The following is a 15,250-nucleotide window of genomic DNA, read 5'->3' as shown; positions in this document are numbered from 1 at the left end:
TCCGCGGCACCCCGCTGCAGGTGCCCGAGATCTACGCGCGTTCGTCCCCGTCGAGTTACGCCGCCTCGGTCCGGGCACCGCTGCTGGTGGTCGCCGCGACCCAGGACGCCAAGTGCCCGCCGGAACAGGTCGAGACGTATCTGGCGGCGCTGCGCGCCTCCGGCGTCCGGCACGACGCGCTGTGGCTGGACAGCGGTCATGACGGGCACGACGGCGGCGACCACGTACAGGTGCTGCACCGGGCGCTGGTCTTCCTGGACCGGCATCTGCGCGGCCCCCGTCGTCCGCAGCGCGCCGCGTACGAAGAGCTCCCCGCCCCGTCAGGGGTGGGGGCCAGGGGACCGGCGGCCGAACCCGCCGGTTCCACCCGCCGGAACGCAGAGAGGAGGTAGCCACCATGCAGAAGGACGTCATCCACAACGATCCGCTCGAGGACGAGGCGGAGAACCGGAAGCCGGGCGTGGGGGTGGTCATCAGGATCCCCTTCCGTAACGCCGACGAGCCGGAGAACAGCTGAGTCCGGAGGCCGGCCCGGCTCAAGCCGCCGGGCCGGCCCACTCCGCACCACCCGATGCACACCGTTACCGAATCCCTGTGCTGAACCCCTGTGCGACGAGGAAGAGAAGAAGCCGTGCGCGTACTCCTGGTGAACATGCCCTGGTCCCCCATCGACCTTCCGTCGCTCGCGCTGGGCATCCTCAAGCGCAGCGTCGACGAGAAGACCCCCGGAGCGAGTGCGGAGGTGTTGCACGCCAACCTCGAATACGTGGACTGGATCACCCGACGGCGGGAGTTCACGCTGGAGGACTACGAGTACTTCTCGCTCTCCTCCTACTTCATGGGATGCGGCGACTGGGTCTTCTCCGCCGCCCTGTACGAGGACCCGCAGTGGCGGGTCGCCGAGTTCACCGAGGCGATGAAGGGCCGGCTGCGCAAGGAGCGCATGGCCATGACCCTCGAACTGCACGAGGACGCGGCCGAGTTCGTCCAGCTGATGGCCGACCGGATCGTGGCGGCCGAGCCCGACGTCGTCGGCTTCACCTCGACGTTCCAGCAGAACACCGCGGCGCTGGCCGCGGCCAAGTACGTCAAGCGCATGGCCCCGCACATCCGCATCGTCATGGGCGGCGCCAACTGCGACGGCGCGCAGGGCGAGTCGGTGCACCGGAACTTCCCGTTCGTCGACTTCGTGATCCGCGGCGAGGGCGAGCAGACGTTCCCCGCGCTCCTGACCGCGCTCCAGGAGGACACCGACCTGACGAAGGTCCCCGGTCTGTGCCACCGGGTGGACGGGCGGAGCGTGGCCAACCCGATGAGCACCGTGCCGATGCCGCCGGCCGCCATCCTGCCGCCCGACTACACCGGCTACTTCGAGCGGCTGGCCGCGTCGAAGGCCCGGTCCTGGGTGGAGCCCAAGCTGGTGGTCGAGGGCGCCCGCGGCTGCTGGTGGGGCGAGAAGCACCACTGCACGTTCTGCGGCCTCAACGGCTCGTCGATGCAGTTCCGCAGCAAGAGCCCGGACACCTTCTACGAGGAGATCATCGGCCTCGCAGAGAAGCACAAGGTGCTGGACATGTACGTCGTCGACAACATCCTCGACATGGGCTACCTCAGCACCGTCCTGCCGCGCATCATCGAGAGCGACTACGACCTGCGCATGCACATCGAGATCAAGTCCAACATGCGCGTCAACCAGCTGCAGATCCTCGCCGACGCCGGACTGATCTATGTGCAGCCCGGCATCGAGAGCCTCAACAGCCGGGTGCTCGACCTGATGGACAAGGGGGTCAGCGGCACCCAGAACGTGCGGATGCTGCGCGACGGCGCCGCGGTGGGGCTGTCCATCTCCTGGAACTACCTGCACGGCTTCCCCGGCGAGACCGCCGCCGACTACGACGACGTCATCGCCCAGATTCCGGCACTCGAGCACCTCAACCCGCCGGTCGACCTGTCGGCGCGGATCGCCATCGAACGGTTCAGCCCCTACTTCAACAAGCCCGAACTGGGCTTCTCCGAACTGCGTCCCGCGGAGCCCTACCGGCTGACGTACGACCTGCCGGAATCGGAGATGCTCGATCTGGCGTACGTCTTCGACGTGCCTCCGCGCGGCGTGGGCGACGAGACGGTCAAGCCGCTCAACGACGCCCTTGCCGCCTGGAAGACGAACTACCGCAGCAGCCGTCTCACCCACGCGGACCTCGGTGACCGCGTCATCCTGGTCAACCGCCGGCGCGCCTTCGACTGGACCACCCTCGAACTCGCCGACCCCGTCCAGGTGTCCGCGTTCCGGCTGCTGGAGCAGCCGCACTCGCCGGCCGCCCTCACCCGCAAGATCGCCGCCCGTAACCCGGGGGTGGCGGTTACCGAGGCGTCGGTCGCGGAGCTGCTGCTCGAATGGCGCCGGCTGGGAGTGGTGTTCACCGACGGCGGCCAGTACGTCCACGTGGCGCCGCCGGCGGTCAACGAGGACATGCTGCGGCTGGACTTCATGCGCTACGCCCACCAGGTCCGGCAGGTACAGCCCCCGGCCCTGGTGTGACCGGCCCCGGCACCTTCTCGTCGCCGGATCGGCACCGGCCCCGCACACAACAGCACCAGCGTCCGCGCACGCGAAGGAGACTCCGTTGAGCATCACCACCGACACCACCCGGCCACCGGCCACGCTGACGATCACCGCCTGGCGCGACCACGATCCGGCCGCCTGCGAGCTTCCCGGCATGCTGCTGGGACGGCTGGAGGTCCAGGGCGGCGGATCGGCGGCGGTCCGGCAGCTGTGGGACCAGGGCGCGCGCCGGGTCGAACTGCCGGGCGTCGTCGATCTGACCGACCCCACCGCGGCCGCGGACACCGTCCGTACTCTGTGCCTCATCCGCGATCTGACCGCCCGCGCCGTCTACGTCGACTGGCGGCTGCGCACCGGACCGGATCCGGAGGCCTGGCTGCCGCTGAACCATCTGCACCCGCCCCTGGAGGTGGAGGGTCCGCCGGACCCCGAGGAGGTGGTGCGCCAATGGCGCGACGGGCACTACCTGTGCAAGTGCATCTGGCGCAACGGTCCCGGCTTCGTGCAGATCCGCGACCGGCGCTGGGGCGAACTGCACCGCTTCACCGCCGAGGAGCCGCACTACCACCGGGCGATCACCCTGCTGGAGCACGGCGCACCGGCCGCGGAGCTTCCCGCGGACGTGCTGGCCGACTTCCGCGAGGAGCGGCTGATCGGTGAGGTCGGCGAGCTGGCGTGGTGGCTGCCGTACCGGATCCAGCGCTGGATCCACACAGCGATGGTGGTGTGAGCTCCGCTCTCCTTCAGCTGGTGTCGTGGCGGCCTCCTGCGCAGGCGATCGATCGTAACGATCGAAAAGCGATCGATATGATAGAGGCGTAGAGTGCGGTCAGTGTCGTGAGCGGATCGCACACGGCCGGCCATTGCTGCCGCGACCAGGGGGAATCCAATGCGGATGCACGTCGACCAGCGTCATGAACTGGTGCTGAAGCTCGTCCGCGAACGGGGCAGTATCCGGGTCGCCGACCTGGCCGCCGAGCTGGGCGTCTCCTCCGTCACGCTACGCCGGGACGTGGAGACGCTGGCCGAGCAGGGGCGGGTGCGCAGGCTGCACGGATCGGTCGTCTGGCCGCACGATCCGCAGGCCGCCGACCGGGCCGCGCCGAGCGCTCCCGCCGCCCCGGCCGGCGGCGGCCAGGGGCCCGTGATCGGCATGGTCGTGCCCACCACCGACTACTACTTCGCGGCCGTCGTCGCCGGCGCCCGCGAGGCCGCCGCCGCCCGTGGCGCGCGCCTGGTCATCGGCCTGTCGCAGTACCTGCCGCACGAGGACCGCGCGCAGGCCGCGCGGCTGCTGTCGACAGGCGCCGACGGGCTGCTGCTCACCCCGAGCTGGGGGCACGGCGTGCCGGAGCCCGGCCAGGAGGAGTGGATCGCGCAGCAGGGCGTCCCCGCCGTGCTGGTGGAGCGCTGGGCGCCGCTCGGCAGTCCGGCGGCGGCGCTGGACCGGGTGCGTACCGACCACGCGCACGGCGCCGCGCTCGCCGTGCGCCATCTGGCCTCGCTCGGGCACCGTACGGTCGCGCTGGCCGCCCAGGAGAGCCCGACCGCCGTGCAGTTGGCCATCGGGCACGCGGCCGCGGTCGAAGCGCTGGGACTCGACCCGGCCCCCCGGTCGCCGCTGGAACTCGAGCCGTCGCGCGACGAGTCCGACCGGTTCGACCGGACGTTGGAGTACCTGTGCGACGCGGTCGGCAAGCACGGGGTGACGGCGACGCTGGTGCACAGCGACGCGGACGCCATCGTGCTCATCCCACGGTTGCAGGCGCGCGGTGTGCGGGTGCCCGAGGACCTGGCCCTGATCGCGTACGACGACGAGGTCGCGGGTCTCGCGGATCTGCCGCTGACGGCGGTCGCCCCGCCGAAGCGCGTGGTCGGGGCGCTCGCCGCCGACCTGCTGCTCGACCGGCTCGCGGAGCACTCCCAGGGGGCCCCGGCGCAGCCGCGCCGGCATGTGGAGCTGCTGCCGGAGCTGCGGGTACGGCAGTCCTGCGGTGCGGCGGCCGGTAGCACGCTGAGCGAGTGATCGCAGTTATCTGATCGATATTCGATCTAGACGATCGAATCACTCATTCGCTCTTGACGGCGATCGATGTTGCGCAAATGATGGCCTGCATTCACCTCATCTGTCGGGGTCACCGTAGGAGCACGCGCAATGAAGCCCATCTCCCAGCCCACCTCCCGTACGACCCGTCTCGCGCTCGCGGCCGTTGTGGCCTCCCTCGCGCTGGCCACCACCGCCTGCGGTGGGGACAAGGCCGCGGCCGGCGGCGCCGCGCCGGACGCCAAGCCGGTCACCCTGACGTACTGGGGGTGGGCCAAGGGGGCCCAGGCGACCGTCGACGCGTTCAACAAGACCCACAAGGACATCCACGTCAGGTACTCGGAGATCGCCGGGGGTCCGGACGGATACTCCAAGATCACCAACGCGGTCAAGGCCGGCAACGCCCCCGACGTGGCGGGGATCGAGTACACCCAGCTTCCGGAGTTCGCCAGCCAGGGACTGCTCGAGGACCTGACCGAGCGGGCCGGCGACACCGTCAAGCAGAAGTTCCCGGCCTCCATCCAGGACCTGGTGACCTTCGGCGGCAAGACCTGGGCCGTGCCCTACGACGTCGCGCCCCAGCTGTACTACTACCGCACGGACCTGTTCCAGAAGTACGGCATAGCCGTCCCCAAGACCTGGGCAGAGTTCAAGACCGCCGGCGAGAAGCTCCAGCAGGCCGACAAGAACGTGCACATCGCGTCCTGGCCCGACAACGACGCCGTGCTGCTCGCGGCCCTCGCCTGGCAGGGCGGCGGCAAGTGGTTCAGCACCGAGGGCGACGCCTGGAAGGTCGGCATCAACGACGCCGCGTCCCAGAAGGTCGCCTCCTACTGGCAGGGACTCGTCGACAGCGGCGTCGTCAACTCCATCCCGGCCGGCAGCGAGGACGAGACCAAGGCCAGGACCTCCGGCACCGTCGCCAGCTTCCTCGGTGCCTCCTGGAGCGCGGGCGGCATGACCGTCGCGATGCCGAAGCTGAGCGGCAAGTGGGGGATCGCCCCGCTGCCCACCTGGGACGGGAAGCCCGCCAGCGGCGGCTACGGCGGCACCACGTACGCCGTGCCGAAGGGCAGCAAGCACGTCAAGGAAGCGGCCGAGTTCTCCCGGTGGGTCACCACGGACGCCGCCGCCGTCACCGCCCGCCTCAGCTCGCTGACCTCGCCGAGCAGCGCCCTGCCCGCCAACGTCGAGATGCGTGACGTGGCCGCGAAGGCGTTCAAGGGCGGGGCCTACTACGCGGGCTTCGACGTCTACAAGATCACCGGTGCGCAGGTCGACACCATCGTCCCGGGCTGGACGTTCGGCCCCGTGCAGATCGCGACCAACACCGCCATCACCGACGCGGCGGCCAAGGGAAACCTGACTCAGGGACTGACGGCAGGTCAGGCGTCCGCCGAGAAGGGCATCAAGGAGCGCGGGCTGAACCTGGTCAAGTGACCGCCGGGCCGGCGGGACCGCCCGCCGGCCCCGTCGTCCGGTCTCCGGCCACCCGCCGGGCACGCGCTGACGTGCCCGGCGGGCCCCACTCCCCACGACCCCGCTCCCAAGGAGTCCCCCGTGGCAGTACCACTCGCCCGGACCCCGCGCCGCCGCGCCGCCGCCCGACCGGGCCAACGCGGCGCCGTGACCGTGCTCCTGGTCCCGTTCTTCGCCCTGTTCGGCCTCGTGATGGTGGCGCCCATCGGCTACGCGGTGTGGATGAGCCTGTTCCAGGAACGCTCCTCCGGTCTCGGCTTCGGCGGCACCGAACGCGTCTTCTCGGGCCTGGGCAACTACTCCAGAGCCCTGTCCGACCCGGCGTTCCGTACCTCGTTCCTGCACATCGCCGTGTACTGCGTCGCCTACATCCCGGTGATGATCGGCGGCGCGCTCGTCCTCGCGCTGCTCCTGGACTCCGCTCTCAGCAGGGCGAAGCGCTTCCTTCAGCTCGCCCTCTTCCTGCCGCACGCGGTGCCCAGCATGATCGCGGCGATCATCTGGATCTACCTCTACACGCCGGGCCTCAGCCCGGTCACCGGCTGGATCGAGAGCCTCGGCGGCAACTGGGCCTTCTTCTCCGCCGACCACGCGCTCTCCTCGATGATCAATATCGCGGTGTGGCAGTGGATCGGCTACAACATGGTCATCTTCTACGCCGCGCTGCAGGCCGTCCCGCGCGAGACGCTGGAGGCGGCGGTGGTCGACGGGGCGGGCGAACTGCGGATCGCCTGGCAGATCAAGGTGCCGGTGATCCGCTCGTCCGTGGTGCTGACACTGCTGTTCACCTGCGTCGGCGCGGTCCAGCTCTTCAACGAGCCCAAGATCCTCTCCAGTCGGGCCTCCTCCCTCGGCTCGACCTGGTCACCGACGATGTACATCTTCAAAGCCGCCTTCGAACGCCATGACTACGGTCTGGCCGCCGCGTCCTCGCTGCTGCTGGCCCTGGCCGCCGCCGCACTCTCCTTCATCGTCACCAGGATCGGAAACCGGGGGAAGACGGCATGAGCACCCTTGATCTCGACGGCCGCCAGGCCGTCCCCGGCACGCTTCCGGCCACCCCCGTTCGCGAAGCGCCCGGGCCGGACCACCGCCCCACCGGACGCTCCCGGCGCCGGCGCCCCACCGGCGCCCTGCTGTCCCGGGCGGCAGTCAACGGCCTGCTCGCCGTCGCCGCCCTCTACACCCTGATGCCGCTGGCCTGGCTGCTGATCGCGGCGACCAAGGACCACGGCGATCTGTTCGGCACCGGCGGCTTCACCCTCGGCGCGTTCCACCTCTTCGACAACCTCCGGGCCGTGTTCACCGCCGACGGCGGCATCTACGGCCGCTGGCTGCTCAACAGCCTGCTGTACTCGCTCGTGGGCTCGCTCGTCTCGACCCTCATCTGCGTGGCCGCCGGATACGCCTTCGACAAGTACCACTTCGCGGGCAAGGACAAGCTCTTCGGTGTCGTCCTGGCGGGCATCCTCGTACCCGGCACCGTCATCTCGCTGCCCATGTACCTGCTCGCCTCCGAGGCCGGCCTGGTCAACACCTACTGGGCGGTGCTGATCCCGTCCCTGGTCAACCCGTTCGGGGTCTATCTGGCCCGGGTCTTCTCCGAGGGCTACATCCCGAACGAGGTGCTGGAAGCGGCCCGGATGGACGGCGCGGGCGAGCTGAAGACGTTCCGTACCGTCTCGCTGCCCATGCTGGCGCCGGGCTTCATGACCATCTTCCTGTTCTCGTTCACCGGCAGCTGGAACAGCTTCTACCTGCCGCTGATGATGCTCAACGACCAGCACCTCTACCCGGTCGGCCTGGGCATCTACAACTGGAACACCGTCGTCGTGAACAACCCCGAGTACTACAGCCTGGCGATCACCGGAGCCCTCGTCGCCGTACTGCCCCTCATCGCCGTCTTCATCGGCCTGCAGCGCTTCTGGCGCTCCGGCCTCACCGCCGGAGCCGTCAAGTGAACCGTCCCCGCACCGTCCTGGCCATGAGCGCCGAGACCCGGGACTCCGTCCTCGACCCGGCCGCGCTGCGCCGGCTGGAACGCACCGTGCAGATCGACACCGGCCTGCTGGCCGTTGACTTCAGCCCCCGTGACACCGCGCTGACCAGGGCCCTGAGCGAAGCGGAAGTGCTGTTCACCGGCTGGGGCTGCCCGCCTCTGACGCGGCAGGCGCTCGCCGGGATGCCCCGGCTGCGCGCCGTCGTGCACGCGGCCGGCTCCGTCAAGGGCCATATGACGGAGGCGGCCTGGGAGTGCGGCATCACGGTGTCCACGGCCGCGGCCGCCAACGCGCTGCCGGTCGCCGAGTACACGCTCGCCGCCGTCCTGTTCGCCAACAAGCGCGTCCTGGCGGGCGCCGAGGCCTACCGGCGTACCCGCGACCGGGTCCGGTTGCTCGAACATTTTCCGACGGTCGGCAACTACCGCCGCACCATCGGCGTGGTCGGCGCTTCCGCCGTCGGCCGCCGCGTCATCGAACTCCTGCGGCCGTTCGATCTCATCGTCCTCGTCCACGACCCGTATCTCGAACCGTCGGAAGCGGCCCTTCTGGGCGCGACCCCGGTCGAGCTCGACGACCTGGTGCGGCGCAGCGACGTGGTCACCATCCACGCCCCCGAACTGCCCGAGACCCGGAACCTGTTCGGCGCCGCCAGGATCGCCCTGATGCGGGACGGCGCCACGCTCGTCAACACCGCGCGCGGTTCGCTCGTCGACACCCAGGCGCTCACGGCCGAACTCGTCTCCGGCCGCCTGCACGCGGTCCTGGACATCACCGTCCCCGACGTCCTCCCGGCGGGCTCCCCGCTCTACGACCTGCCGAACGTCCTGCTGACCCCGCACATGGCCGGCTCGCTGGGCGGCGAACTGCGGCGGCTCGCCGACACGGCCATCGATGAACTGGAGCGGTACGCGCAGGGGTTGCCCTTCGCGCACCCGGTGCACGCCGCCGCACTCGTGCACTCCGCCTGATCCGTCTCGTCCGCCACCACCGGCCACGTACGTTCCGCCCGAGAGGAAACCCCGTTGTCCGAGCCGTCCCAGCCCGCATCCACGCCGGAGAAGGCGCGTCGTGTCCTGGTCGTCGGGATCGACGGTGTCCGTCACGACGTCCTCCTCGCGCTCCCGACCCCGCACATCGACGCGGTCGCGGCCGCCGGCTTCCTGGCCGCCGTCGAGGTCGCCGACGGCACGCCCACGATGTCGGGGCCGTGCTGGGCCACGATCACCACCGGGGTCACCGTCGACAAGCACGCGGTCTGGAGCAACGACTTCTCCGGGAACCGGCTCAGGGTCTTTCCCGACTTCGCCACCCGCCTCGCCCGGCAGGACGGCAGGCGCACGTATGTCGCCGCCGGCTGGGACCCGCTGGTCACCGTCGCGAACGGCGGGCCACTCTTCGCGCACCCGTCCCGGCTGAGCTACAGCGCCCCGGCCGCCGACACTCCCCAGGCGTGGGAGGACTGCGACGAGCAGATCACCGAGGACGCCGTGCGGGTCCTCGGTACCGACGACTCCGAGGCCTCGTTCGTCTACCTCGGAGCCCCGGACGAGACCGCCCACTTCCTGGGCTGCGGGGCGGAGTACGAGCGGTCCGTCGTCCGGGCCGACGAGCGGCTGGGCCGCATACTGGCCGCCGTTCGCCACCGGGCCGGCTACGACGACGAGACCTGGACGGTGATCGTGGTGACCGACCACGGCCACGTCCGGGCCGGCGGCCACGGCGGTCGGTCGGGCGCGGAACGCACCGCCTGGGTGGCCTGCTCAGGACCGGACGTCACTGCGGGCCGCACCCCGGACCGGGTACGCCACGAGGACGTGGCGGCGCATGTGTACGCGGCCCTGGGGCGGACCGCCGACCGGCACTGGACGCTCGACGGACGTCCGTTCACCGCGGCGCCGCGCGCGGTGCTGTTCGACATGGACGGCACCCTCGTCGACACCGAATCCCTGTGGTGGCAGACGGTCGCGGCGCTCGCCCAGGAGCTCGGCCACGAACTCGGCGACGCGGACCTGCCGGCCGTCCTGGGCCGGAGCGTCCACGACACCGCCGCCCATCTGCACGACGTCACCGGCACCGGCCGCGAGCCGGCCGGGCTCGCCGCCGAACTCGACCGCCGGTTCCTCGCCGCCGTCCAGGAGCGGACCGTCGCACGGCCCGGTGCCGTCGAACTCCTCGACCTGCTGGAACGCGAGGGCGTTCCGGTCGGGTTGGTGTCGGCGTCGCCGCGAAGTGTCATGGACGCCGTACTGAAAACCCTGGGCGCGTACCGCTTCCAGGTCACCGTCGCCGAGGGCGAGACCCCCGCCACGAAGCCGGCCCCCGATCCGTATCTCGCCGCCGCCGGGTCACTCGGCGTGCCGCCCGCCGCCTGCGTCGCGGTGGAGGACACCCCGGTCGGGGTGGCCTCGGCGGAGGCCGCGGGCTGCGTCGTGCTCGCGGTGCCGTCGCTCGCACCCATCCCCGCGGCGCCCGGCCGGACGGTGCGCGGCAGCCTCGAAGGGATCGACTTCGACTGGCTGAGGACGCTCGTCGCCGCGGGGAACGCGTCAGGACCCCTCAGGCAGGGTGGTTGAAGTAGCGGTCACCCTTCTCGATGAGATGGGACGAGTAGATCCAGCCCAGAGCGGGCTTGCCGCGGAAGAGTCCGACGTAGTGCCGGGCGGTGTCGACCACGACGGGCCGGGCGAAGCAGGCGAACTGGTTGCGCTGCTTCTCCTCCGCCCACGCCATCGCGGCCGGATCGACGCGCTCGCTGACGAGGACGGGGAAGACGGCGACCCCGGTCTGCAACCCCACGGGGAGGCCGCCCTTGTTCTTCTTGGCGAAGCTCAGGGTCTGCGTGGTGAACGTGTCAATGGTGGCGGCGGTTATCTCGGGGACGGCCGCGGCGATCGTGAACACATGCAGATTGGTGGCCATCCAGCGCAGCCGGAAGTCGGACCGCCGGCCGACCAGCACGCGGACACCGGACCAGTCCTGCCACTGCGGGTTGCAGCCGTCGGCCGTCAGCCGGCTTTCCACCGCGGCCAGATAGTTTCGTGGTGACTCTTCGCTCATGGACGCGATTGTCCCCGGAACCGCCGCCCCCGTGAAGATCCCGGGAGGGGCGGACCCGAACCGGGTCCGCCCCTCCGTACGACCGGGCGGGCTCCGCCCGTTACACGGAGGAGGAGGCGGGAACCTCGGACCGCGCGGGGGTCACGGAACCGGTGTCGTTGCCGTCGTGCGAGCCGGAGGCGAAGACCGCCGCGGCCGGTGCGACGGCCGTCGCGGTGTTGTTGGCGGCGATCCGCCCGAACAGCGCGTCGAGCGACCAGCGGCCCGGGCCGGCGACGACGATCAGCAGAAACGTCCAGGCGTACAGCGCGGCCGGCTCGCCGCCGTTCTGGATCGGCCACAGGGCGTGCTGCTGGTGCTCGGTGAAGTACGCGTAGGCCATCGAGCCGGAGCAGATCAGCGCGGCGTACCGGGTCCCGAGGCCGAGCATCACCAGCCCGCCGCCGACGAACTGGATCACCGCCGCGTACCAGCCGGGCCACGTACCGGCCGCGACGGTCCCGCCGCCGAACGCACCACCGAGGACACCGAAGAGCGAAGCGGCGCCATGGCACGCGAAGAGCAACCCGACGACGATCCGGAACAGCGACAGCACCTGCTCCTGAGCGAGGGCGGCCGACGTCCGTGAAGTGGAGAAACGCATGGGGGGTCTCCTACGGCAGAAAGGGAGGTACCGATGCGGGAAGAGTAGGAAGATTGGTTGAAGCCGGGCTTAAATCCCGTGCGGCACCCGTGTGTCGCCGACCGCGGTACAGCCGAATGGTGGAACGGCGTGTTGACGCCCACGGCATGCCACCCCACCGCCAAGGGCGCGGGGGCACGGCTCAGTGCGGGAACGTACGCGGCGGCCGCTGCCGGGGCAGGTCGTCGCGGAACTCCGCTATTCGGCTGCTGATCTGACGCACGAGCTGGGTGTCCTCGATGCGGTCGAGGTAGCGGGAACGGCGAGCGACACCGTCCAGATCGAACGAGAAGTACAGGGTCATGAGGGGGTTGATGAAGAGTTCGGAACGCCGGGTGCGGTCGGTGAACCGCACATCGCCGAACTCCCCTCGTACCGCCGCGGCGATCGAGCCGTTGACGATGCTCGGGTGCACGGCGGTCTCCGCCTGGGCATGGGCCACCGCGTCCAGGTACAGGGCGCCCTCGGGGGTGTCCCGGGGGACGGACAGCGCCCCGAGATACGCGCCGTCGCGGTCGAGAGCGGCGATGTTCTCCAACACGTGGGAGTGGTTCACCCCGTGGTACGCGTCGATGCCGAAGCCCAGGCACACGACGAGCCGGTTCGGTACCGCGAGTCCGCGCACGGCCGCGAGGCTCGCCATGTCCTCCTCCGGCGTGCCGAGCCCCGACTCGTCGCCGCGCATGAGGATGTCCGTGCCCCCGTCGACCAGCACGATCGCATCCACGGCGAGGTGGCCGACCAGCGCCTCGTAAGCCGCCCGCAGCGGCTGCACCCCGATCGACGGGAAGGCGTACACGGTCTCCGGCATGCCCTGCCGCCGCAGCCAGCGCGCCAGCGTCCGCTCGGGAAAGTACTCCGCGGCCGACACGGTGTCCGGCCCGATCTCGGCGACGTCCGGCGCGAGCCACACCTCGGAGTCGAGCCCGTGGAGATCGCTGAACGAGAAGTTCGCCAGGTGGACGTCCTTGCCCTGGGCCCGGAGCGCCAGCGCCAACGGCAGACCGGCGTACACATCGAAGCCACCGCCCGCGCCGGCGATGAGCACCCGGCGGGCCGGTCCGAGGCGGGCGAAAAGGGGCGGTACGGCAAAAGAGGACATGGCAGGGGATCGTACCGGCGTAGCCGGAACCCGGAGGTGCTGTGGTGTATCCCTGGGCGTGGAGGACGGATCCGGCGCTGCCCGGACGCCGTCCCCGCATCACCCGAAGGGAGCCGCCGCCGTGGCCACTGTCCTGCGTGATGCCTGGAAGACCCTGGTCCCTGATCTCGACAGCCGGCATGGGCCGCTGCCACCGCTGCTCCTCGCGCTGACCGTCGTCACTGGGCTCGTCGACGCCTTCAGCTATCTGGTGCTGGGACATGTCTTCGTGGCCAACATGACGGGCAACGTCGTCTTCATGGCCTTCTCACTGGCCGGTGCCGAGGGCTTCTCCCTGATGGCCTCGCTGGTGTCGCTCGCCTCCTTCGTCGTGGGGGCGGTGATCGGCGGGCGGAGCGCCAACCGCTTTCCGGACCACCGCGCACGACTGCTGCTCGCGGCGACCGCCCTCGAAGGCGTCCTCGTCCTGGCGGCCTACCTGAGCAGCGAACTGACCGCCGATCCACCGTCCACGGCCGCCCGCTATCTGCTCATCGTTCTGCTCGGCCTGGCCATGGGCGGGCAGAACGCCGCCGCCCGACGGCTGGGCGTCCCCGATCTCACCACCACGGTCCTGACGCAGACCATCACCGGTATCGCCGCCGACGGGCGGCTCGCGGGAGGCACCGCCGGCAAGACCGGCACCCGTGCCCTGTCGGCGATCGCGATGTTCCTGGGAGCCCTGGCCGGCGGACTGCTCATCCACAACTCCGACCCGGCGCTGCCGCTGCTGATCGCCGTTCTGACACTGGCGGCGATGGTCGCGGTGGCGGCTCTCCAGGTCCGCTCCACGCGGCCCTGGATCGCCGCCTGACGCCACTACGCGTCCGCTACGCGTGCGGAGGCGGTGTCACTCCGTGCCGTGCACCGGCCGCCAGAGCGGGTACATCGCCTCGGGGTCGAAGGGCAGGGCCAGCGGCTCGCCGAGATCGGTGTAGCCGTGCCGCAGGTAGAGCTTGCGGCTGGCGGGGCTGGTCGCCTCCAGATAGGACGGGCGGCCGGCCCGGTCGAGCGTCTCGTGGTGCAGCCGGAGCAGCAGCGAGCCGATGCCGTTGCCCTGCAGGTCCGGGTGGACGACCAGGAACGCCAGGTGCTCGTAGTCGCCGAGATCGGTGGGATGGGCGCGCTCCATGGCCTCATCGAGCTCGTGGAACCGCCCGACGTGCTCCTGGCACGCGGCCGACAGCAGCTCGTCGTAGCCCTCGATGGCGGGGGAGGGCTCCGGGAGCCAGACCGCGGCGGCCCGCAGATCGTCGGTCACATGGACCGTGCCGTGGCGCAGCGCGTGTCCGACGAGGATCCGGAAGAAGTGCGGGAAGATCGCCGGGTGCCGTTCGCGCACGGGGACCAGCCAACTGTGCAGCGGCAGTTCGTCGAAGACGGTCGCCAGGAGCCGGGCGACGGTCTCCTCCTCGGCGATGACGGCCTGTCGGACGGATATCCCGGTCACGCGCGCACTCCTATGGTCGGCTTCTGGCGGCCGGGCCAGATCCTATCCGCCGTCCGTCGGCAACCGGTCATCGACCAGGGCGACTTCCCCCTCCGCCCCGGGCCGGCGGGGGAGGGCCGGTGCCGATTCCGTAGACTCCGGTTTCGGAACGGGGCCGCCGTAGCGGCCGCCGCACAGCCGCTGGGCGGGACGACGTACGCCTGAGTCCATGAATGCGAGGCAGACCGATGACCGCCGATCAGCACCCGTACCCCCTCATTCCCGGCACCACGGGTTCGGAGACCGCCGATTCCGTCGACGAGGCGCACGCCGTCCGGTCGTCGGTCCGCCGGGACGCGCGGGGCATGGTGCATCACGAGGCCGAGGAAGCGCTGGAGAAGGCCCGGTCCGAGGAGGACGGTGGCGAACACGGTCGGGATGGCGAGGACGGCGAGGACGGTCCCATCAGCCCGGCGGTCGAGGAGTGGGAGCGCATCGTCGATCTGCTCACCACGCACGCCGGCCCCTACGACCCGGACTCCGATCCGTTCGTGCAGGGCGAACTCACCGCGCACGCCAACCGGGCAGCGGCCCGGCGGACCGAAGGCAACGGCAACACCAACGGCACCGACGGCACGGACACCGGCGAAGCCGGCGCCGATGACGCCAGGGACACCCTGTTGCGCGCGCTGGCCCGTACCGGGGTACGGGACGGAGCCGGCAGCGAGAACGAGTCCGTGGTGTCCCGGATCGTCCAGGCCGACCCGGCCGCCGCGCTCGCCGTGAGCCGCTGGCTCGACGCCGCCTTCGCCTCCGGCCGCGCCCGGACCGAGGACTGAGGACCGGCCTTCT

General features: G+C 70.8%; 14 protein-coding genes and 1 pseudogene. 11 read left to right on the top strand and 4 right to left on the bottom strand.

What is annotated here, in order from left to right:
- The 9 genes from O3W51_RS35230 to O3W51_RS35190 all read left to right on the top strand — a co-directional run.
- A partial coding sequence (locus tag O3W51_RS35230; protein ID WP_269288330.1) for an alpha/beta hydrolase family protein occupies positions 1 to 392 on the top strand: 392 nt, incomplete at its 5' end.
- 239 nt (positions 393 to 631) lie between these two features.
- Entirely contained in the window at positions 632 to 2,539 is a 1,908-nt protein-coding gene (locus tag O3W51_RS35225) for a RiPP maturation radical SAM C-methyltransferase (RefSeq protein WP_269288329.1), read from the top strand.
- An 85-nt stretch (positions 2,540 to 2,624) separates the two neighbouring features.
- Positions 2,625 to 3,293, top strand: coding sequence for a DUF5825 family protein (locus tag O3W51_RS35220; protein WP_203672314.1), 669 nt, complete (start codon positions 2,625 to 2,627; stop codon positions 3,291 to 3,293).
- A 159-nt stretch (positions 3,294 to 3,452) separates the two neighbouring features.
- On the top strand, positions 3,453 to 4,589 hold the full coding sequence (locus O3W51_RS35215) for a substrate-binding domain-containing protein (RefSeq protein ID WP_138355644.1): 1,137 nt from the start codon (positions 3,453 to 3,455) through the stop codon (positions 4,587 to 4,589).
- Between the two features lie 129 nt (positions 4,590 to 4,718).
- On the top strand, positions 4,719 to 6,047 hold the full coding sequence (locus O3W51_RS35210; protein WP_269288328.1) for an ABC transporter substrate-binding protein: 1,329 nt from the start codon (positions 4,719 to 4,721) through the stop codon (positions 6,045 to 6,047).
- A 231-nt stretch (positions 6,048 to 6,278) separates the two neighbouring features.
- Complete coding sequence (locus O3W51_RS35205) at positions 6,279 to 7,094, top strand: carbohydrate ABC transporter permease (RefSeq protein WP_203672367.1); 816 nt, start codon at positions 6,279 to 6,281, stop codon at positions 7,092 to 7,094.
- Positions 7,091 to 8,047 (top strand): carbohydrate ABC transporter permease, encoded by a 957-nt coding sequence (locus tag O3W51_RS35200; protein WP_443048375.1) that lies wholly within the window; start codon positions 7,091 to 7,093, stop codon positions 8,045 to 8,047. Before O3W51_RS35205 ends, O3W51_RS35200 begins: the two co-directional genes overlap by 4 nt.
- 23 nt (positions 8,048 to 8,070) lie before the next feature.
- Positions 8,071 to 9,057: a hydroxyacid dehydrogenase gene (locus O3W51_RS35195; protein ID WP_269288326.1), complete on the top strand. Its 987-nt coding sequence runs from the start codon at positions 8,071 to 8,073 to the stop codon at positions 9,055 to 9,057.
- Between the two features lie 54 nt (positions 9,058 to 9,111).
- Positions 9,112 to 10,662 (top strand): HAD-IA family hydrolase, encoded by a 1,551-nt coding sequence (locus O3W51_RS35190; RefSeq protein ID WP_198357525.1) that lies wholly within the window; start codon positions 9,112 to 9,114, stop codon positions 10,660 to 10,662.
- Here the strand turns inward: O3W51_RS35190 and O3W51_RS35185 are convergent.
- From O3W51_RS35185 to O3W51_RS35175, 3 genes and pseudogenes are all read right to left on the bottom strand, one after another.
- The gene (locus O3W51_RS35185) at positions 10,646 to 11,146 is read right to left on the bottom strand and encodes a levansucrase (protein WP_198357526.1); all 501 of its coding nucleotides are present in this window, start codon (positions 11,144 to 11,146) and stop codon (positions 10,646 to 10,648) included. The two genes, O3W51_RS35190 and O3W51_RS35185, sit on opposite strands and share 17 nt — an antisense overlap.
- Positions 11,147 to 11,351: 205 nt before the next feature.
- Positions 11,352 to 11,789 (bottom strand): annotated as a pseudogene (locus O3W51_RS35180) (DoxX family protein); the annotation flags it as partial.
- Between the two features lie 181 nt (positions 11,790 to 11,970).
- Complete coding sequence (locus O3W51_RS35175; RefSeq protein ID WP_138355651.1) at positions 11,971 to 12,930, bottom strand: DUF1152 domain-containing protein; 960 nt, start codon at positions 12,928 to 12,930, stop codon at positions 11,971 to 11,973.
- Between the two features lie 121 nt (positions 12,931 to 13,051).
- Between O3W51_RS35175 and O3W51_RS35170 the strand changes: the two genes are divergently transcribed.
- Complete coding sequence (locus O3W51_RS35170) at positions 13,052 to 13,783, top strand: YoaK family protein (protein WP_164293915.1); 732 nt, start codon at positions 13,052 to 13,054, stop codon at positions 13,781 to 13,783.
- Between the two features lie 36 nt (positions 13,784 to 13,819).
- On the opposite strand, the gene O3W51_RS35165 is transcribed toward O3W51_RS35170, so the two are convergent.
- Entirely contained in the window at positions 13,820 to 14,419 is a 600-nt protein-coding gene (locus O3W51_RS35165; protein ID WP_138355653.1) for a GNAT family N-acetyltransferase, read from the bottom strand.
- A gap of 227 nt (positions 14,420 to 14,646) precedes the next feature.
- Here O3W51_RS35165 and O3W51_RS35160 point away from each other — a divergent pair, with 227 nt between their 5' ends.
- Complete coding sequence (locus O3W51_RS35160) at positions 14,647 to 15,237, top strand: hypothetical protein (protein WP_138355654.1); 591 nt, start codon at positions 14,647 to 14,649, stop codon at positions 15,235 to 15,237.
- Positions 15,238 to 15,250 lie beyond the last annotated feature (13 nt).

Source organism: Streptomyces sp. H39-C1 (assembly GCF_027158125.1).
GTDB lineage: Bacteria > Actinomycetota > Actinomycetes > Streptomycetales > Streptomycetaceae > Actinacidiphila > Actinacidiphila fildesensis.
Note: the sequence above shows the minus strand (reverse complement) of the source record. Positions and strands in the feature narration are given on the sequence as shown.